This is a genomic window from Photorhabdus akhurstii, from assembly GCF_019090985.1.
In the GTDB taxonomy this organism is placed as follows: domain Bacteria; phylum Pseudomonadota; class Gammaproteobacteria; order Enterobacterales; family Enterobacteriaceae; genus Photorhabdus; species Photorhabdus akhurstii.
The window spans coordinates 2,355,796-2,374,451 of sequence record NZ_CP020335.1 but is presented as its reverse complement, the minus strand read 5'-3'; the positions used below and the strand labels follow the sequence as shown (position 1 = coordinate 2,374,451).

Genomic DNA, 18,656 nt, shown 5'->3' with positions numbered 1-18,656 from the left:
CCTCTCCGCAAACTGTTATAGTTAATATACAGAAAACTGTCACTATTATAGTTATTTTTTTCATGCTTTACTTACCCGTATACATTTCCTGCCTTTATTCAAACTAAAAATAAGAGGTCACTATGTTTGGTTTAAGCGCCTTGGAACTGGCCAGAATTCAATTCGCGTTTACCGTCTCGTTTCACATTATCTTTCCGGCAATTACTATCGGGTTGGCCAGTTTTTTAGCCGTACTGGAAGGATTATGGCTGAAAACTCGGAATACCGATTACAAAGAGCTATATCATTTTTGGTCGAAAATTTTTGCCGTTAACTTCGGAATGGGCGTGGTTTCTGGTCTGGTTATGGCTTACCAATTCGGCACCAACTGGAGTTTTTTCTCTGATTTTGCTGGTTCGATCACCGGCCCGTTACTGACTTACGAAGTACTGACCGCATTCTTTCTTGAAGCGGGCTTTCTCGGCGTGATGTTATTTGGCTGGAATCGTGTAGGTGAAAAATTACATTTCTTCGCCACCCTTATGGTTGCGCTAGGTACTTTGATCTCCACTTTTTGGATACTGGCCTCCAATAGTTGGATGCAAACCCCGCAAGGTCACGAAATTGTCAATAATCAGGTGGTCCCCGTCGATTGGCTGGCCGTGATATTTAATCCCTCCTTTCCATATCGCCTGGCTCATATGTCTACTGCGGCCTTCCTCGCCTCGGCATTTTTTGTTGCAGCTTCGGCGGCATGGCATTTATTAAAAGGCAATGACTCGACAGCAATGAAAAAAATGCTATCCATGTCGATGTGGATGATCCTGATTATTGCGCCTTTACAGGCATTGATTGGGGATGCTCACGGTCTTAACACACTCAAGCATCAACCCGCCAAAGTCGCGGCAATGGAAGGCCACTGGGAAAATCTTCCCGGCGAAGCGACTCCGCTGATCCTGTTTGGTATCCCGGATATGGAACGGGAAGAGACGCGTTATGCCGTCGAAATTCCTTATCTCGCCAGTCTGATTCTGACTCACAGTATAGACAAGCAGGTTCCTGCTCTTAAGGAGTTTCCGCCGGAAGACAGACCAAACGCGCTTATGGTTTTCTGGTCATTCAGAGTGATGGTCGGCCTCGGTATGTTGATGATAGTTGCTGGCTTTTGGGGGCTTTGGTTGCGCTATAAAAAACGACTTTATCAGTCAAAAGCCTTCCTGCGTTTTATATTCTTGATGGCGCCTTCCGGCCTGATCGCCATTCTTGCCGGTTGGTTTACTACCGAAATCGGCCGTCAACCGTGGGTCGTTTATGGTCTGTTACGCACCAAAGATGCGGTATCCGCACACGGTGAAATTCATATGAGCATCAGTTTGTTGCTTTTCATCGCGGTTTACAGCTCGGTATTTGGTGTGGGTTACGCCTATATGATGAAACTTATCCGCAAAGGTCCCAAAAAGGAGTTAAACAATGGGTATTGATCTGCCGTTAATCTGGTTCATCATCATTGTGTTCAGCATCATGATGTACATTGTCATGGATGGTTTTGATCTTGGGATTGGGTTGCTCTATCCCACGGTTAAAAGCGATAAGGATCGTGATTTAATGATGAACAGCGTTGCGCCGGTGTGGGATGGCAACGAAACCTGGCTGGTGCTTGGCGGCGCAGGTTTATTCGGTGCTTTCCCTTTGGCTTATGCCGTTATACTTGATGCATTAACAATTCCCCTGACATTAATGTTATTTGGCCTGATCTTCCGTGGCGTCGCCTTTGAATTTCGTTTCAAAAGCGCGCCTGAGCATCGTCATATCTGGGATAAAGCTTTTATCGGCGGCTCTGTGATGGCGACGTTTGTTCAAGGCGTGGTGGTGGGCGCCTTTATTCAAGGATTCCCGGTGGAAAACCGAGCTTACGCCGGCGGCTATTTTGATTGGTTCTCACCCTTCCCCTTATTTTGTGGTTTTGGGCTGGTAGTTGCTTACGCCTTGTTAGGCTGTGGCTGGTTAATTATGAAAACCGAAGGTCACTTACAACAAGAGATGTACCGTATCGCCCGTCCGCTCATTTTTCTGATGCTGACAGTTATCGCCATTATCAGTTTATGGACGCCATTCATTCATCCGACCATCGCTGCACGTTGGTTCAGTCTGCCTAACCTGTTGTTCTTCCTCCCTGTGCCACTATTAGTGGTCTGGGCGGGCTGGAAACTACTACATTCAATCAAACGTCAGACTCATTACACACCGTTTCTATCAGCGCTATTGTTAGTTTTCCTTGGCTACAGTGGATTAGGCATCAGTATCTGGCCTCACTTGATCCCACCGGCAATTAGCTACGAAGCGGCGGCGGCGCCACAACAAAGTTTAGGTTTTATGCTGGTCGGCGCTCTACTTATCATCCCAGTGATCCTGGTTTACACCTATTGGAGCTACTACGTTTTTCGGGGGAAAGTTAATCATGAACAAGGCTACCATTAATCAAAACACGCCACGCCCTTCTGTATGGAAACGGATAGGTTGGATGGCAATGATCTGGTTATGCAGTGTGATGGCTCTTTTTGCTGTTTCCACACTATTTCGCCTGTTAATGACAGCAGCCGGTATGAAATTGAAGTAATTATTAACACTATTTAATAAATTGAGCTAAAGTTTTCATCAGTATTGCAGAACGGAATCTTAGCCTGATGAAAACAAGCTCAAATAACTCCATCTTCAAAAATCAAAAACTGTTTGTAATCAACTCTATTATAAATTTATTTTTACTTTTTATACTGTTATTGATTAACAAACCGTCGATCCCAGATTTAATTTTACCGTTATTGATAATGTTAAGCATTACAAATGTCTACTTCCTGATAAAAGTGGTACATAATTCTGCTCCTATTAAAGAATGGCAACATGCAAGATACAAAGCAGAAATTAACGCCCTGAAACAAAAAAATGGCTATTTGGATTTTCTCTGTCAAAGCCATTTCAAACTGCAAAATTGTAAACTGCTACCTGAAAAGCTTCAGGAGATTTTTTCCCACCTCAATCGCCTGATCCCTTTCTGTGAAGCCAAAATCATCTTTTATCCATCACAACAAGAATATTCCTTCCGTAATCCTCATCAATGCCCCTATTTCGATATGCCGCTTATTACGAGATGGAATTTAGATGACAATATTGATAACTATGGGACACTCTGGATAAAAACACACAGAAATAGTGATCTTACTCCCGATGAAAAAAGTCTGGTTCAAGATGTGGTAACTTTAATGACAAATAAACTATTACGGGAAAATCAGCTCCAATGCCAACATCAGAGTGTGCTGGCCGCAGAGAGAGCCGCTATTTCCCGTGAACTCCACGATTCCATTGCTCAATCCCTCTCTTTCCTTAAGATTCAAGTTAATTGCCTATATATCGGCAGTGATAATTTACCCAAGCAAAGTTTAACTTCGCTAAATATGATTAAAGATGAGTTGAATATTGCCTATCGCCAGCTAAGAGAATTACTGGCAACTTTCAGGAATGAACAACCTCAATGTAATCTACAAGAATCTTTACAGGACTTGATTAATGAATTTAACCACCGTCTAGGCTTCAACATTGAATTCAATTATCGCCTGACACATCAGCACATTCCTGACAGTTACAGCAAGCATTTGATACAAATCATTAGGGAATGTTTAAACAACTGTTATAAGCACGCCGATGCCAATTGGATCAGTGTCCGCATTTACCCTATTGATGACAAAATTATTACAGTTGTTAGTGATAACGGTCAGGGTATCAATCTGGACTCCGCTAATAAAAACAAATTTGGCATGGCTATTATGCAAGATAGAGTTTCTATCCTGGGTGGACAATTACAGATAAAGAATCGAAAACATGGCGGTACAGAGGTAGAAATTCAATTTTCACTGGATTGAAAAAGGCGGATAAATCCCATTATCGACAGCAACTCAATTTGTTGAATGATAATAATTATCATTTTCTCTAATTGCTGTTACACTAACTTTGGCTTTATCAGATAATAACCTTCGGTAAATTTTCCAGAGGAATTTTACGTGACTAATAGCACAATTGAAGAAAAAAATATTTACCGTCCTGCACCACCGAGGCTTGTTCAGGTAAAAAATATTTTCGATGTAACACCTAATATGCGCAGCATTACTTTCACCAGCGAGTGTCTGGATAGTTATCCCACTGAATGTGAAGGCGGGCACCTAAAGATATTCTTACCGCTTCCGGGGCAGACCAAACCGGTATTACCGACTTTATCCCCAGAAGGCCCAATATGGCCACCGAGTGAACTGCGTCCAATTGTCCGTACTTACTCGGTTCGCGCCATCCGCACCGAACAAAAAGAGATCGATATTGAGTTTGCATTACACCACAATGGCGGCCCGGCAGTGGAATTTGCTTATAGCGCTAAAATCGGCGACTGGATCGGTATCACTAACCCCGGCGGCCCAGATCCATTACTACCAAAAGTCAGCCACTACTATATGGCTGGCGACCCAAGTTCCCTGCCTGCTATTGCCGCGCTCTTAGAAACAGTAAAACCAGACGCGACCGGGCAGATCATTATTCGTATCGAAAGTGAGCAAGATATTCAGGAATTAAAAAAACCGGCTGGAATAGCGGTTCACTGGATCACCGGTGATGTTGAAATAACTGACAAAATCGTATCTGAATTCAAATCCTGGTCATTACCAACAGAAGATGTCACTTTCTGGCTTGCCGGTGAAGATAAGCTGGTAAAAGAACTTCGTCGCTATATTCGCCGAGAAAAAGGCTATGAACGCCACCAGCTATATGCCATTCCTTACTGGAGACATGGCTTTGATGAGGAAGGTTATCATGTCCTGCGTCATGAAGTGATGGATAGCGACGATTAAGAATCTTGTATATTTATATTCGCTTGATCCCCTCACTTACTGAAATTAGAAGGTGAGGGAATCAACGATACGGATATTATCCGCAACATCACTTAAAACGAGGTTTTTAAAATCGAAGAAATGCGATTGACGATAATTCAATTTCTCTTGAGTTTGTAACATTTTGTTACAAATTTATTTTTTCGTGAATTAAAAAAATGAAAATTTTCCTTGCTATTCGCGGCGGGCATGTTCACCCACGATTTCACGCAGTACCGCCAATTCAGCTTCCAGTCAAGCCACGCGGTCAACTGCTGCGGGGAATAAAATATAAAAATTCATGATGGATGCTTGATGAAATGTAACTTATAAGAGACAATAAGTATAAGTCATTGTGATGAGGGCAGCTGAATGCCTTATACAACACTACGTTATCAGGACGGTAACAAAAAAGTTCCTTATACTGAATGGATAAGAAAACTTAGAAAAAAAGATCCCCGCGCTGCCGCTAAGGTTGACACTCAAGTATCCCGCGCATGTGCCGGAAATTTCGGGGATCACAAATTTGAAAGGGATGGTGTCTGGGCTATTACGAATTGATTACGGGCAAGGCTACCGCGTTTATTATTCGATGGAAGCTGGACAAATAATCCTCTTACTCATCGGAGGCAACAAAGGCTCACAACAAACGGATATAGACAAAGCCGTTAATTACCTTAAAGATTTTCATGTGAGGATAAAAAATGACAGATAAAATCAAAATGAAAGTAGCCTGCGAAGCAGGTGACTCTAATATCCCAGCTTCAATCGATCACGATACTGCAATGATTGAAGAGTTGCGCGCCGATCCTGCATACGCTGAAATCTATTTACAGACGGCGTTAGAAGACATTTACGAGCCGGGTGGCGTTGGTGCGTTCCTTATTGCATTACGCCAGATCATTGAGGCTCGTGGCGGCGTTGGTGAGATAGCCCAAAAATCCGGTCTTGCCCGACAGCATATTTACCGCGCGTTATCCGCTAATGGCAACCCGACATTGAGCACTATTACTGAAATAACACGTGCAGCGGGAGTTAGATTAACCCCGGTCCACTATTCCTAATATGGTGCTGGTTTATTAGCGCCGATTTGTGGGGGGTTCATTCCTCAGCCCCACAAATCGGCCTAGTACTACAGCCGTAGATGTTGTGTAATAATACGCCAAGTTTTCACGCCAACATAGCGAAAGATTCGATGCAAATACCGTTGACCCTGTGGACACAGGAGCTGCATACATTACACGCCCGTTTAGCTCCCCTGTTTAAGCGCTCCGAACCACATTACTGGAAAATAAAGTAGCGCCACTAAGGTCATATCACCAGTTTATCCATATCCAGAATTAAACAATAAAGGTAAAGGATTTAAAATAGGCGGAATAATCAAGGATTACGCCGTGAGGCGCTGTTACAAAAGTCCTCAACGGCGTATTTCCGCAATTTATTCACAATAAGCCAATAACGTTTTCTGGCACAATTGAGAACGAACGCAATCCTCTTGATTAAAATGGATAACACTGACAATTTCATCATCTGAAAATCTTTTCAGTGCATCACGCAATCCTGATACGACTCCAACCGGTAAATCGCATTGACTTATATCACCATTTACAATCACAGTAACATTTTCCCCAAGCCGGGTCAGAAACATTTTCATTTGATTAACAGTGACATTCTGGGCTTCATCCAGAATCACAAATGCGTTTTCAAATGTTCTACCCCGCATATAGGCAAAAGGAGCAATTTCCACTTTGCCAATTTCAGGTCGTAAGCAATATTGCAGAAATGATGCTCCCATGCGTTTTAATAAAACGTCATAAACTGGGCGGAAATAGGGCGCAAATTTTTCAGCCATATCTCCGGGCAAAAAACCGAGATCTTCATCCGCCTGTAATACAGGGCGGGTGACGATGATCCTATCAATTTCCTTATTAATCAACGCATCCGCAGCCATTGCGGCACTGATAAACGTCTTACCGCAGCCCGCCTCCCCACTGGCAATAATCAATTTTTTATAGTTTATTGCGCGCATATAACGCCATTGCGTTTCAGTCCGTGGCAAAATTTCCGAAGTATCCCGGTTATCACGTGCCATACCAATGGCTTCTACGCCACCGAGTTGTACCAGAGAGGTTACATTATCATCCTGATAACATTGATGATGACGCAAATCCCTTTTCATCATCCGTTTTGCCTCTCGACGTGATTTAATCACTGCTTTCTGTCTACTCATAGCAGTATCACCTTATCGTTGTTTTCACCCATCCGGTGTCATATCACCGATATAATAACTACTTTATTTCAAACAGATAGGCGCCTCCTTTTCGCTTATTCAGCCCCATAGAAAAACAATGGTAAAACCGTCGCATATATTAATGACTTTGATACTCCCACAGGTTCACATATCATTGGAATATCAATCATTAACGTTACTCACCATTATTTCTATCTAGTGAAAACTAACGAATCATTATGACAGTATAATGACAATTTCTAAGTTATGACAAACGCGCCAGAAGCTCTTGATTAAAAATCATCGACATTATCGTTTATTTATTTTTGCCAGAAACTTAATTCATTGAATAATATGACTTAATATTTACAATGATAAGCATTCATTAATATAAGCTAATTACTTAACATCATAGTAGCCATTATTGATTTGGCTACTATGGTATTGATACATTCAGTTGCCACCCGGCAAAGAAGTTACTACCTGAAAGTACTCTTCTCCACCAGATGGCAACAATATTATTATTGATGACAACAGAGTAAATAGTTAATTATCTGTTTTGTTAAGTACCCTTACAGTTTCCAGCCAATCGAAAACCCGCATTTTTTGCTTCCGTTTCTGTTTTAAAATAGACCGCGTTCTTCTCCTGCATCACCTTATAACCTGAACAATGAGAAAAATGATAGATTTTGCTGTTGTTATTCCCTTTAATTAATCCTGTAGAGGATGCATCAGGTAACACCCGTTGTCTCTGGATATCTGCCTGACTATTTCTCCGCCCTGTTCTCTGCTCAGTTTTGGGAATGCCCGCAGCGGAGTTTTTATGCCACAATTGCCATTTCTGCTCACCGGTAACAAAAGGGTTATGATGTCCCATAATACCGGCAATTCGATTATCTCTCTCCCGCTCCCATTTACTCGGTGGATATTGACGATCCCAAGCGATAAATAATTGCTGTTGTTGACGGGACATAGAAAGATTGTAACGATCGTGCATATAAAAATTGATCCGCGCAACCTGCCCTTTTACTTCATTTCTAGGCTCGAATGTACGAGATTTAAAATCGACTTTACTGGTACAACGACCATAATCATTTGGCATATTTTTCGGTAACATTCCATAACCAAAATTACTACGATCGCCATTAACCTCGCCAATTGATGGGGCCAAATTATGCATATCGGATTCCATTGCCCTGAAAACCGGATCGGAAGAGACACAATTCTTCCTCCCTCCATTTTGCCAACATTGCCGCTGATGCCCAAAAACCCAGGCAGGAACAATATGTTCCCATTCAATTCGTTCAGCTCGATTCTGTTGTGACCTGACTTGATAACCACACGAAGAAAGAATTGCGCGTCCACCGCTCTTACCTGTCCATTGCCAATCGCAACCACAATAAAATGTCCCTTCTCCTGACTTAAATTGATCATGGTAAATGCGTTTACGCAATTCAACTTTAGCTTGTTCAAAGGTGGTCGGAGCGGCAAAAGAAGATAAAGGAGCAATTAAACTGAAACACCCAATATGAATTGTCCAAAAAATAACTTTACGTTTCAATGATAAACCCTACTTATGCAAAAATATCATTCTGATTTTACGCTTTTATGTTGCCTCATAATCGACCTATAAGACAAATATTATTTCTTTGCATTTCTTCTTAGCTTCTCTTTTAAAAAGAAAGGCTATTCAATGAACAAGTTGAGATATCACAAGATGGCAGTTATTCCATTATTGTGGAATGATTAATCGGGTATTATGAGATCGATATATAAACCATATGTTTCAAAAACAAGCGGTTATATCACTCACCACCGACATGAAAAAATAGAGAATGATGTTCAACATCGGCTTAAGATACAGGGCCGATATATGGCCCCGTCTTACTGCAATTTACTACCAGAAGCATTTATTACCTAGAAGCGCCGGTACTCTCCATTTCTTCCTGTAACTTCTTTCGTTTCAAGTTCCAGAGTGAATCTTCTGGCATTTGGATCCGAATATCTAAGCGGCAGGAATCGGGAATATCACAAGGCTCTCCATCTTGATAGAAGATCTTGTTGCCATTGTCATCAATAGATTTGAGTCGCCAATTTTGAAATCTCTCCGGTAAATGCGCATGTTGACGATGGAAAGTCTCAATGATAATAGAGCCGTCAGGTTGAACGTGATCATCAACAAAAATCAGTTCGAGATTATTGTTGTCACGGGGAACGGAAATGCCCCCATTCACCCCCCAACCACCATCAGCGTTATAGCCCAAGATATTTGATATACGATATATGCCGGTTCTCTCTTTTATTACTTCTGCACCTTCGGATTCATCATTAGTCGAGAATGTGCCATCAGGGGAGATTTCTATTACCGGGGAGGCTACCTTGAGGTTTCCGTTGGCGTCTGGTTTAGCGTTCTTATCGTCCCAAAACTAATGAATTGACTATTTCCTTAATCAACTTTTGCGTCACTGCCAATGTATCACTATCACCAATTACATCGGTAAGTTGAACAATACCTTTTTGTGTTAATGAGGCACTGGGAATTTTTGCTGTGATTTTTTGTTCTAATGCTCGATTTAATTGCGCAGTAAGTTTAGCTATATCACCATCATCCAGAACATCATCACCAGATTGTGCCACAATAAAATTAGCCACGACAGAAGCTATGGTTGACGATTGACGTAATACTTTATTTAACAAATGAGTGGGAACATCATTTGGTGGAAACCCACTCAGTAAATCCCTACTCTCTTCATATCATTCTTGACTCACTACATTAGCATTATTACTAGTAGAAAAAGCTTTAAAATCATTTTTACTCATATACCTTCCCCAAATTAAATAATGCTTATTTATAGTCAAAAATATTCAACATCTTAAAATATCCTTATTAACCTCCCTCCACTTTTGGCGAAAATAAATCTAAAATCGATAACCAGATTAACTTTACGAATCAGAGTTCATTTTTATATGGACTTTTATACGAATTTATTTAATCAAAGCACTGATAAAAAACCAGTGCTTTGTTAATATCTGAGGATTATAAAACTTTAATGATATTATTCTTGCGGCTGTTCAGGCCAATCAATATCTGGCGCCGATGAAGCATCAACCCGACGCAGTAATACCAAATACTTTTTCCAATCTAACAATAGCGCTTTTTCCGCTTCCGATGCCATTTCAGTTTCAACCGCATATTGCAATACAGTGATGGCATCTTCAGCTTGCCGACGGAAAATAGCACGTTGTTGTTCTGCCTGCTCAATTTGACTGACTTTTTGAGCTTCAAAGTCCGTTACCCATTTTTCACCATCCCATTGATCAAAATCGGTGGACGGTTGCTCGAATGTTAATGTTTCTGGTAATTCACCCAGTGCAGCCACTTCTTCCTGTGCGCCTGCTTGCGTGTTGTAAGCTATTTTTCCACGGTGGTCAGGGACAATTTCCCAATAACTTCCGTCCTCGCTGCGACGCACAGCCATATCATCAGAATCGGGAAGGTCTGGCGCGTCTAAATAAGAATGCGCTGACACACCTACACCTTCCGCAACATATTCTAAATCAGAGCCAGAGAATTCTCTCGAATAGGGATTAACATGATAAACTTTTATCCAGCCGGCTTGAATTGCTAATCCGTCTTCACCTAATACAGCGGTTTTAGTATCTAAGATATTTTCTTGTGTCATTATTATTCTGCCTTTACGATATTATTCTGCTTTTACGATATAGTTAAATGCGATATTACGGGGACGATTTTCATTCGCAGTAGGTACAACGCGAGAAGCATCGATTCCCAATTCACTAAATCGATCCTGGGCCATAGATTCATATGTAGTACCGACATTAAAATGACTGTTGGGGTCGGTTCCCGAAGTATAAAAAGCACCACCGGCGGTACTGAACATACGTGATGAAACTCCAACAGTTCGTCCGCTTACACTACCAATAATGTTCCTAATAGCATCCCTCTGATGAGTTAAAATTCCACGACCATTATCAACACCACGCCCATCATCCCAGCCACGAATAAACTCGCCTCTTAAATCAGGTAATCTGCTGTCAGGATAAGCTTCTGCTAACTTCGGATACTGTGATCGACTAAAAGCGGAACCATTACAAGTGAAATAACCGGAAGGTGGATGAGGCAACGGCCAAGGAATAGGAGAGCCAACAGGGGTGCTGGAAATATTTGAAACTTTCTGCTCTAAAGCTTTATCTAAAGCGCTATTGAATCGCACAGTAAGCTTAGCTATATCACCATCATCCAGTACATCCTCACCAGATTGTGTCGCAATAAAATTAGCCACAACAGATGCTATTGTTGAGGATTGACGTAATACCTTATTTAATACATGAGTAGAAACATTCTCAGGTGGAAATCCCGTTCTTAGATTCTGACTTTCTTCATATTTTTCTTGACTCACTACATTAGCATTATCACTAATAGAAAAGGCTTTAAAATCATTTTTTTGGCTCATATACTCCTCTTACATTCAATAATATCATCCAGTAATCAATATATTAAATAATCGTACAGATAGCCTCTATCAATTGACGCTAATTATAGTCTAGTTCAGGAAAAGAATAATGAAATTTATTTTATAACTTATAGGGTTAATTATTTTTATATAATTGGCAGTAATAAATCATCCAACACTCCAACACATTGCAATAAAATACATCCAGATTTATTTGCATTTGTCATCTGTTACCTTATCTTTGCCATTTATAACTGCAAATCTTCATGATAATGTTTCCTACCTTTATTAAAACAGACGAAAAAATAACAATGACAAAAAAGACCACACTACAGCGTGGCCTTAAGCAAGGTAACTCACCAGTAAAAATTATTGTTTTTCAGCGAAAAATAATCTGTAAATTCCCCCGCCAACAATCCCACCAATAATCGGCATCACCCAGAAAAACCATAACTGCTCTAAAGCCCAGGTATTCTGGAATATAGCAACAGCCGTGCTTCGTGCCGGATTAACTGACGTGTTGGTAATAGGAATACTAATCAAATTAATTAAAACCAACGCCAAACCGATTGCTAATGGCGCAAAACCCGGAGGTGCTCGTCTATCTGTCACGCCAATAATGACAATTAAGAAAATAGCCGTTAAAACAATTTCAGCCACAATAGCTGATTGAAGTGAGAATCCACCCGGTGAATGCTCGCCAAAACCATTTGATGCAAAGCCACTCGTAGTCGCATCAAAACCTACCTGCCCACTGGCAATAACATATAATACTGCCGCGGCAAGAACACCACCGATAACTTGAGAAATAATGTAAGGAATAATTTCTACTGCCTTGAAACGACCACCAGCCCAAAGACCAATTGTTACAGCGGGGTTAAAATGCCCGCCAGAAATATGCCCAACAGCATATATCATCGTTAATACTGTTAAACCAAATGCCAAAGATACACCGACAAAACCAATCCCTAATTCAGGAAATGCAGCAGAGAATACAACACTACCACATCCCCCAAAAACCAGAACAAAAGTTCCAAGCAATTCAGCTGCTAATTTTCTTAACATGTTTTGTCCTCATCCAGTTATCAAAACGAGTCACCTTGCTGAAATTAACTATAGCCAATAAATTAAAATCATGCTTATTTTTACTATAACCGTATAAGCCACTGATTTTTGTGGTATCTTTGCCTGATATTCACTTCAAACCGTGATTTAAAGCAACATCTATCCTGTACAGATCAACTTTTCGGTGAAAAATGGATAACTTAAAATCAATTATCGCCAAAATAAGTTCAATATTCTGTTTTAACAATAGAAAAATCCGATGCAAAATACCTGCACCGGATTATCACGTCAGTATTGAATAACATAATACCTATTAAGCAACGAGTACTATGTGAAAACTGGTTTTTTCACTGCTGAACAAATCATTCATCTGACTACCAAAACTGAAATATTTGCATATCCGACAATCCCTGAAGCGTTTGAACCTAATAAATGGGTGGAAATATTAGGTCGCCGGGAACCAATAACAATTAAATCTGCTTTAATCTCATCTGCTGTCGATAATACTTTATCCCTCGGTGAGCCAAAGGCTACGGAGAAAGAGACTCGCTCTTTTGGCAAGTCTATTTTCTCAGCCACTTTTGACAATTCCTCTTCTGATCTTGCAATAGATTTCTTGGCAAAAGAGTTGAGCAAGTCATATTGGTAACTATAACTAATTGAAAATCTTGATATATCAGGAACGGCATGGAAAAGATGTATATTAGCATCAGATAACTTCGCCAAATACTCTGCATGTGCAATCGCTTTATCGGTCAATTCATCTTCTGAAATATCTACCGGTACTAAAATCGTTTTGTACATACGCACTCCTATATTTATATACCAAACCTAACTACTTTAATGAGTATATAAAATACTCCATTATTTGTTGTGAGTTGTTTAACTAAATCAAATAAATTACGGTATAGCTCTATTTTCAATCACTCAGAGTCAAGATGCCACTTATGCAATATTCGATGAATGAAAGGCGTTACAACAAGCCCCAAGGTAATAAAGAACACACTTTCCAAAAATACCCCATATATCGCAATAAAATATTTACCGGATAAGTTATCTAGCAAGCCATCCGAAGATGGCTAGCCAATCTCTCCCATTACGTTTCAATTACCTTATCTGATAACCAAAACAGATGTTGTCGAATATTTAACAACACCAGATGCATTAGATCCTAGCAAGTGCGTTGTAATATTGGGCCTTCTAGAGCCAATAACAATAAGATCAGCATTAATTTCTGTCGCTGTTGATGTTATTTCATCTCTTGGCGACCCAAATGCAATGGAATAGGATAACCTGCCATCAGGAAAATCGATGGTATCAAGCAGCGTTTTCAAATCATCTTCGGCTTTAATTGTCGCTTTATCCTTAATTTCATCATATCCCAACGAATATGCATTAACAATTGCTGATGAAATTGGCAGTACATGAAGAATATGGAGCCTCGCACCTGTTTTTTTCGCCAAAGACAGTGCATGCTTAACCGCTTTACTCGTTAGTTCATCTTCTGAAATATCTACCGGTACTAAAATAGTTTTGTACATACGCACGCTCCTATATTTACATACCACATTTACATACCAAACCAGACTACTACATTTAGTATACTCTATATCCTGTTAATTACTATGAGTTATTCAACTATATAGATGCAATGATAAAAATCAAGAAAATCACTTATATTTCATATCGATATAAAGACATCACCCATACCATTCACATAGAATTAACATTTATAAAAGTAAAAACTAATCATTATCATAACAATGAATCTATTATTGTTTGTCATCAATGATGATTACATTACTTATCTGCAAAAGAAAAAGTTAATTGATACCTTTTTTCAATATATCATTCTGTATATAACGATAAAATAACAATTATAATTTAAAGATTTTTCACAAATCATTCTCCTTAGCGCCCCTTTCTCTATAACCGGACAATTAATATTATTTTTAATTTGTTTATATTACATCTTTAGTTTCATATAGTTATACTAATTTAATGCGCATAATAATATATTTTACAAAAAAACATTATGAAAATAAATACTGTTCATTTCAACCTGTAGCAAAAGTGGGATGTACAGGGGCAATAACATTAACCCCTGAGACCTACCTCACTGCCGATATAACGCTTTTATTTGATGAACCGTATTTTCAAATATCTTAGCCTGTTTTTCATCTCCCATTTCTGCAATAACACGCTCCAAATTCAGTACAACTTTCCCTGCATGAGCTTGCCCCATAGTTTTAAGAATGGAAGCCAACAGAACTTTCAAACATGTCACCTCTGTTGCCAGAGTTTCAGTATCGGATGAAGGAATTAAAACGATTTTATTCATAGTCGTTACCCGTTTACGTATTAATTACGTTATGAAAATAATAATTATACCACATAATTCATCCCCTATTTTTATACATTTTCCAAATAGATCTACGCCAAAAAGCGTTAAATTATTGTTAAAACCATTTATTTTATAAATATTTATTTAGTTATTAATTTCATCATAATCAGAATAGGCAGAATATTCCCATTACAAATAAACAGTACTTGTCATCGTATAAAATAATTCTCTTTTGTCTTTGGAAGAGATAAGTATAATATTCACATTCCTGATGAACTTTTAGGATAATTTATCTATTCTATTGTTTTATATAATCTTTACTAAAAGTCAAAAAATAGACAATTGAAGTTAACTCTTTTGAAACAAATTCAATACACAAGCAATGTCAATGAAGCTCATGTATGAGCATAGAGCCAGTTGGAGATACTTTTTTGATAAATGTTTTGTTAGTCGATGATCACGAGCTGATCAGGGTTGGTGTAAAACGTATTCTTGATGACGTAAAAGGGATAACAGTAACAGGAGAAGCTAACTGTGGTGAAGAAGCGATAAAGTGGTGCCGGGCTAATAAAGTAGATATCGTGTTAATGGATATGAACATGCCAGGCATGGGCGGCCTGGAGGCAACAAAAAGAATCCTGCGTTATTGTCCCGATGTCCGAGTCATCATGTTGACTATCTATACTGAAAATCCTTTGCCAATGAAGGTGATGCAGGCCGGCGCCAGAGGATATCTCAGTAAAGCTTCTACCCCTCAGGACATGATTAATGCAATCCGCGCAGTTAATGCCGGCCAGCGTTATATCGCTCCCGATATTGCTCAACAGATGGCCCTTAGCCAAATTAGTCCACAGAAAGACAATCCATTAAGTTGTCTGTCTGATCGTGAATTACAGATTATGCTGATGATCACGAAAGGACAAAAAGTGAGTGATATCTCTGAACAACTTAATCTTAGCCCAAAAACCGTCAATAGCTATCGTTACCGGATGTTTAGTAAACTCAATATCAGCGGTGATGTAGAATTAACACATATGGCAATACGTTATGGGCTATTTGACACAGAGAGTCTATTAAATAGTGACGGAACAATTTGATTCAAAAACATTTTTACAAACAGTAACCAGTCAGCCTGGTGTTTATCGTATGTATGACGCCTCAGGTACGGTTATTTATGTTGGTAAAGCCAAAGATTTAAAAAAACGGCTTGCCAGTTACTTTCGTGCGCAGGTCGCCAGTCGTAAAACCGAATCTCTGGTTAAAAATATTGTTCAAATAGATGTTACTGTCACGCATACCGAAACAGAAGCACTGCTATTGGAGCATAATTACATTAAGCTCTATCAGCCCCGATATAACGTTTTACTGCGAGATGACAAATCCTACCCTTACATTTTTCTCAGCGCGGATAAACACCCACGGCTGGCAATGCATCGGGGAGCTAAACATTCTAAAGGTGAATATTTCGGCCCGTTTCCAAATGCTCATGCAGTACGAGAATCATTAATCTTACTGCAAAAACTTTTTCCTATCCGACAATGTGAGGATAGTGTCTACCGCAATCGCTCGCGGCCATGCCTGCAATATCAAATTGGCCGCTGCCTTGGGCCTTGCGTTAACGGGCTAGTAAGTGAAGAAGAGTATCAGCAACAAGTTGATTATATTCGTCTGTTCCTTTTAGGCAAAGATCAGCAAGTTTTAACCAGATTAATTAACCGAATGGAACAAGCCAGCCAGCAACTGAAATTTGAAGATGCTGCAAGATATCGTGATCAAATCCAGGCCGTTCGTCAGGTCACTGAAAGACAATTTGTTTCAGGAACAGACGATGACCTGGATGTTATCAGTGTTGCCTTTGAAGCGGGTATGGCTTGTCTACACGTACTGTTTATACGTCAAGGCAAAGTACTGGGCAGCCGGAGTTATTACCCTAAAGTCCCGACAGGGACAAAGCTTGATGAGATTGTACAAACATTCCTTGGCCAATTTTATTTACAGGGCAGCCAGAATCGGACTTTGCCCTCAGAAATTTTGCTGGATTTTACTCTGCCGGAAAAAGATATTTTGTCTGATTCTTTATCTGAAATATCCGGGCGGAAAATTCATATTCAAACCCGCCCTCGTGGAGACAAAGCCCGTTATCTGAAACTTGCTCGCACAAATGCAACCACCGCCCTAACTACCCGCTTATCGCAACAATCAACCATTCATCAAAGATTAGACTCTCTCGCCAAATTGGTTAAGCTGGCAAAAATTCAGAGAATGGAATGTTTTGATATTAGTCACACTATGGGGGAACAAACTGTTGCATCCTGTGTCGTTTTTGATAGCAATGGCCCACTACGTTCCGAATATCGGCGCTATAATATCAGTGGTATTACTCCCGGTGATGATTACGCTGCCATGAATCAAGTATTACGCCGTCGATATGGAAAAGCATTAGATGAGTCAAAAATTCCCGACATTATTTTCATCGATGGAGGTAAAGGGCAATTAGCTCAGGCAATAGATGTCTTTCAATCTCTTGATGTTGGATGGGATAAAACGCGCCCTCAATTGATAGGCGTTGCCAAAGGCAGTGATCGCAAAGCTGGGCTTGAAACACTATTTTTCACGACGGAGGATAAAGGTATCGCATTACCGCCGGACTCTCCCACTCTGCATGTAATTCAACATATTCGTGACGAATCACATAATCATGCAATAACCGGGCACCGCCAGCGCAGAGCTAAAGTTAGAAACACCAGTACACTGGAATCTATTGAAGGAGTCGGCCCCAAACGCCGACAAATGTTACTGAAATATATGGGAGGTTTGCAGCCTTTACGCAACGCAAGTGTCGAAGAGATCGCAAAAGTACCGACTATTTCTTATGCATTAGCAGAAAAAATTTATAATGCATTGAAACACTAAGTACATTGATGCACCATACTTATAAATTCCACTATAGCCAGATAGTTAAGAAGCACTATGCAATTAAATATACCAACATGGCTCACTCTATTTCGTATCGCCCTGATCCCATTTTTTGTCCTGGCATTCTATTTGCCATTTACATGGGCGCCGATGGTTTGTGCCACAATTTTTATTGTCGCTGCGGCGACAGACTGGTTTGACGGCTTTCTCGCCCGCCTTTGGAAGCAGACAACCCGCTTTGGCGCATTTCTTGATCCTGTCGCGGACAAAATCATGGTTGCTGCCGCATTAGTCTTAGTTTCCGAGCATTATCATACGTGGTGGATAACCCTCCCCGCAGCAACCATGATAGCGCGTGAAATTATCATCTCTTCTCTCAGAGAATGGATGGCCGAATTAGGCAAACGCAGTAGTATTGCCGTTTCTTGGATGGGTAAGGTAAAAACGACAGCGCAGATGGCGGCGTTAGTTGCTTTATTATGGCGCCCTAATTTTGAATTCGAATTGGGCGGATTCATATTACTTTATGTTGCCACGGTGATGACATTTTGGTCAATGTTTCAATATGTAAACGCGGCCTGGTCTGATTTGCGTGAAGCTTGATCGAAATGACGTAAAAACCATCGAACAAACACAGCGTAACAATAATTGTGTTGACTCGATACGTGAAGTAAGTAGAATGCAACGCATCGAACGGCACATGAGATTTACGAAAACAAATAAGTAAATCAGCCAGTTCAAAG

17 protein-coding genes and 2 pseudogenes are annotated in these 18,656 nt (G+C 40.1%); 10 read left to right on the top strand and 9 right to left on the bottom strand.

What is annotated here, in order from left to right; all coding sequences use genetic code 11:
- The first annotated feature begins 122 nt into the window (after positions 1-122).
- From B0X70_RS10405 to B0X70_RS10375, 7 genes and pseudogenes are all read left to right on the top strand, one after another.
- On the top strand, positions 123-1,460 hold the full coding sequence (locus B0X70_RS10405; RefSeq protein WP_040152629.1) for a cytochrome ubiquinol oxidase subunit I: 1,338 nt from the start codon (positions 123-125) through the stop codon (positions 1,458-1,460).
- Complete coding sequence (gene cydB / locus B0X70_RS10400; RefSeq protein WP_040152628.1) at positions 1,450-2,457, top strand: cytochrome d ubiquinol oxidase subunit II; 1,008 nt, start codon at positions 1,450-1,452, stop codon at positions 2,455-2,457. Before B0X70_RS10405 ends, cydB begins: the two co-directional genes overlap by 11 nt.
- On the top strand, positions 2,438-2,596 hold the full coding sequence (locus tag B0X70_RS10395; RefSeq protein ID WP_071647063.1) for a DUF2474 domain-containing protein: 159 nt from the start codon (positions 2,438-2,440) through the stop codon (positions 2,594-2,596). Before cydB ends, B0X70_RS10395 begins: the two co-directional genes overlap by 20 nt.
- A gap of 208 nt (positions 2,597-2,804) precedes the next feature.
- Positions 2,805-3,893 (top strand): histidine kinase, encoded by a 1,089-nt coding sequence (locus tag B0X70_RS10390; protein WP_229000842.1) that lies wholly within the window; start codon positions 2,805-2,807, stop codon positions 3,891-3,893.
- 138 nt (positions 3,894-4,031) lie between these two features.
- Positions 4,032-4,865: a siderophore-interacting protein gene (locus tag B0X70_RS10385; RefSeq protein WP_036814199.1), complete on the top strand. Its 834-nt coding sequence runs from the start codon at positions 4,032-4,034 to the stop codon at positions 4,863-4,865.
- A 390-nt stretch (positions 4,866-5,255) separates the two neighbouring features.
- A pseudogene (locus B0X70_RS10380) lies at positions 5,256-5,598 on the top strand (type II toxin-antitoxin system RelE/ParE family toxin).
- A gap of 7 nt (positions 5,599-5,605) precedes the next feature.
- Positions 5,606-5,947 carry a helix-turn-helix domain-containing transcriptional regulator gene (locus B0X70_RS10375; protein WP_217471715.1) on the top strand — a complete coding sequence of 114 codons (342 nt, stop codon included), beginning with the start codon at positions 5,606-5,608 and terminating at the stop codon, positions 5,945-5,947.
- Positions 5,948-6,321: 374 nt separating this feature from the next.
- On the opposite strand, the gene phoH is transcribed toward B0X70_RS10375, so the two are convergent.
- The 9 genes and pseudogenes from phoH to B0X70_RS10330 form a co-directional block, all read right to left on the bottom strand.
- Positions 6,322-7,113: a phosphate starvation-inducible protein PhoH gene (gene phoH, locus B0X70_RS10370; RefSeq protein WP_046395189.1), complete on the bottom strand. Its 792-nt coding sequence runs from the start codon at positions 7,111-7,113 to the stop codon at positions 6,322-6,324.
- Between the two features lie 562 nt (positions 7,114-7,675).
- Positions 7,676-8,659, bottom strand: a complete 984-nt coding sequence (locus tag B0X70_RS10365) for an endonuclease (RefSeq protein WP_418889067.1) — start codon at positions 8,657-8,659, stop codon at positions 7,676-7,678.
- 367 nt (positions 8,660-9,026) lie between these two features.
- Positions 9,027-9,933: pseudogene (locus tag B0X70_RS26085) on the bottom strand (phage tail protein).
- Positions 9,934-10,169: 236 nt separating this feature from the next.
- The gene (locus tag B0X70_RS10355) at positions 10,170-10,796 is read right to left on the bottom strand and encodes a tail fiber assembly protein (RefSeq protein ID WP_040152618.1); all 627 of its coding nucleotides are present in this window, start codon (positions 10,794-10,796) and stop codon (positions 10,170-10,172) included.
- A 21-nt stretch (positions 10,797-10,817) separates the two neighbouring features.
- Positions 10,818-11,588: a phage tail protein gene (locus B0X70_RS10350; protein WP_217471454.1), complete on the bottom strand. Its 771-nt coding sequence runs from the start codon at positions 11,586-11,588 to the stop codon at positions 10,818-10,820.
- A 369-nt stretch (positions 11,589-11,957) separates the two neighbouring features.
- Positions 11,958-12,653 (bottom strand): aquaporin Z, encoded by a 696-nt coding sequence (aqpZ, locus tag B0X70_RS10345; protein ID WP_040152613.1) that lies wholly within the window; start codon positions 12,651-12,653, stop codon positions 11,958-11,960.
- Between the two features lie 366 nt (positions 12,654-13,019).
- Positions 13,020-13,457, bottom strand: a complete 438-nt coding sequence (locus B0X70_RS10340; protein ID WP_036775410.1) for a universal stress protein — start codon at positions 13,455-13,457, stop codon at positions 13,020-13,022.
- A 308-nt stretch (positions 13,458-13,765) separates the two neighbouring features.
- Positions 13,766-14,194 (bottom strand): universal stress protein, encoded by a 429-nt coding sequence (locus B0X70_RS10335; RefSeq protein ID WP_217471453.1) that lies wholly within the window; start codon positions 14,192-14,194, stop codon positions 13,766-13,768.
- A 575-nt stretch (positions 14,195-14,769) separates the two neighbouring features.
- Positions 14,770-14,994, bottom strand: coding sequence for a DUF2594 family protein (locus tag B0X70_RS10330; RefSeq protein ID WP_036775413.1), 225 nt, complete (start codon positions 14,992-14,994; stop codon positions 14,770-14,772).
- Positions 14,995-15,428: 434 nt separating this feature from the next.
- On the opposite strand from B0X70_RS10330, the gene uvrY reads away from it, so the two are divergent.
- From uvrY to pgsA, 3 genes are read left to right on the top strand one after another with little or no spacing between them, the layout of a single operon-like run.
- Positions 15,429-16,094, top strand: coding sequence for a UvrY/SirA/GacA family response regulator transcription factor (gene uvrY, locus B0X70_RS10325; RefSeq protein WP_036775516.1), 666 nt, complete (start codon positions 15,429-15,431; stop codon positions 16,092-16,094).
- Positions 16,078-17,910 (top strand): excinuclease ABC subunit UvrC, encoded by a 1,833-nt coding sequence (gene uvrC, locus B0X70_RS10320; protein WP_217471452.1) that lies wholly within the window; start codon positions 16,078-16,080, stop codon positions 17,908-17,910. The genes uvrY and uvrC overlap by 17 nt, the downstream gene beginning before the upstream one ends.
- A 57-nt stretch (positions 17,911-17,967) precedes the next feature.
- Positions 17,968-18,516: a CDP-diacylglycerol--glycerol-3-phosphate 3-phosphatidyltransferase gene (pgsA, locus tag B0X70_RS10315; protein WP_036775416.1), complete on the top strand. Its 549-nt coding sequence runs from the start codon at positions 17,968-17,970 to the stop codon at positions 18,514-18,516.
- Positions 18,517-18,656: the final 140 nt, after the last annotated feature.

Bases quoted from the DNA above. Each gene is read 5' to 3' on its own strand.
- B0X70_RS10405 (WP_040152629.1), top strand. From the start codon at position 123: ATGTTTGGTTTAAGCGCCTTGGAACTGGCCAGAATTCAATTCGCGTTT.
- cydB (WP_040152628.1), top strand. From the start codon at position 1,450: ATGGGTATTGATCTGCCGTTAATCTGGTTCATCATCATTGTGTTCAGC.
- B0X70_RS10395 (WP_071647063.1), top strand. From the start codon at position 2,438: ATGAACAAGGCTACCATTAATCAAAACACGCCACGCCCTTCTGTATGG.
- B0X70_RS10390 (WP_229000842.1), top strand. From the start codon at position 2,805: ATGTTAAGCATTACAAATGTCTACTTCCTGATAAAAGTGGTACATAAT.
- B0X70_RS10375 (WP_217471715.1), top strand. From the start codon at position 5,606: ATGAAAGTAGCCTGCGAAGCAGGTGACTCTAATATCCCAGCTTCAATC.
- phoH (WP_046395189.1), bottom strand. From the start codon at position 7,113: ATGAGTAGACAGAAAGCAGTGATTAAATCACGTCGAGAGGCAAAACGG.
- B0X70_RS10355 (WP_040152618.1), bottom strand. From the start codon at position 10,796: ATGACACAAGAAAATATCTTAGATACTAAAACCGCTGTATTAGGTGAA.
- B0X70_RS10350 (WP_217471454.1), bottom strand. From the start codon at position 11,588: ATGAGCCAAAAAAATGATTTTAAAGCCTTTTCTATTAGTGATAATGCT.
- aqpZ (WP_040152613.1), bottom strand. From the start codon at position 12,653: ATGTTAAGAAAATTAGCAGCTGAATTGCTTGGAACTTTTGTTCTGGTT.
- B0X70_RS10340 (WP_036775410.1), bottom strand. From the start codon at position 13,457: ATGTACAAAACGATTTTAGTACCGGTAGATATTTCAGAAGATGAATTG.
- B0X70_RS10335 (WP_217471453.1), bottom strand. From the start codon at position 14,194: ATGTACAAAACTATTTTAGTACCGGTAGATATTTCAGAAGATGAACTA.
- B0X70_RS10330 (WP_036775413.1), bottom strand. From the start codon at position 14,994: ATGAATAAAATCGTTTTAATTCCTTCATCCGATACTGAAACTCTGGCA.
- pgsA (WP_036775416.1), top strand. From the start codon at position 17,968: ATGCAATTAAATATACCAACATGGCTCACTCTATTTCGTATCGCCCTG.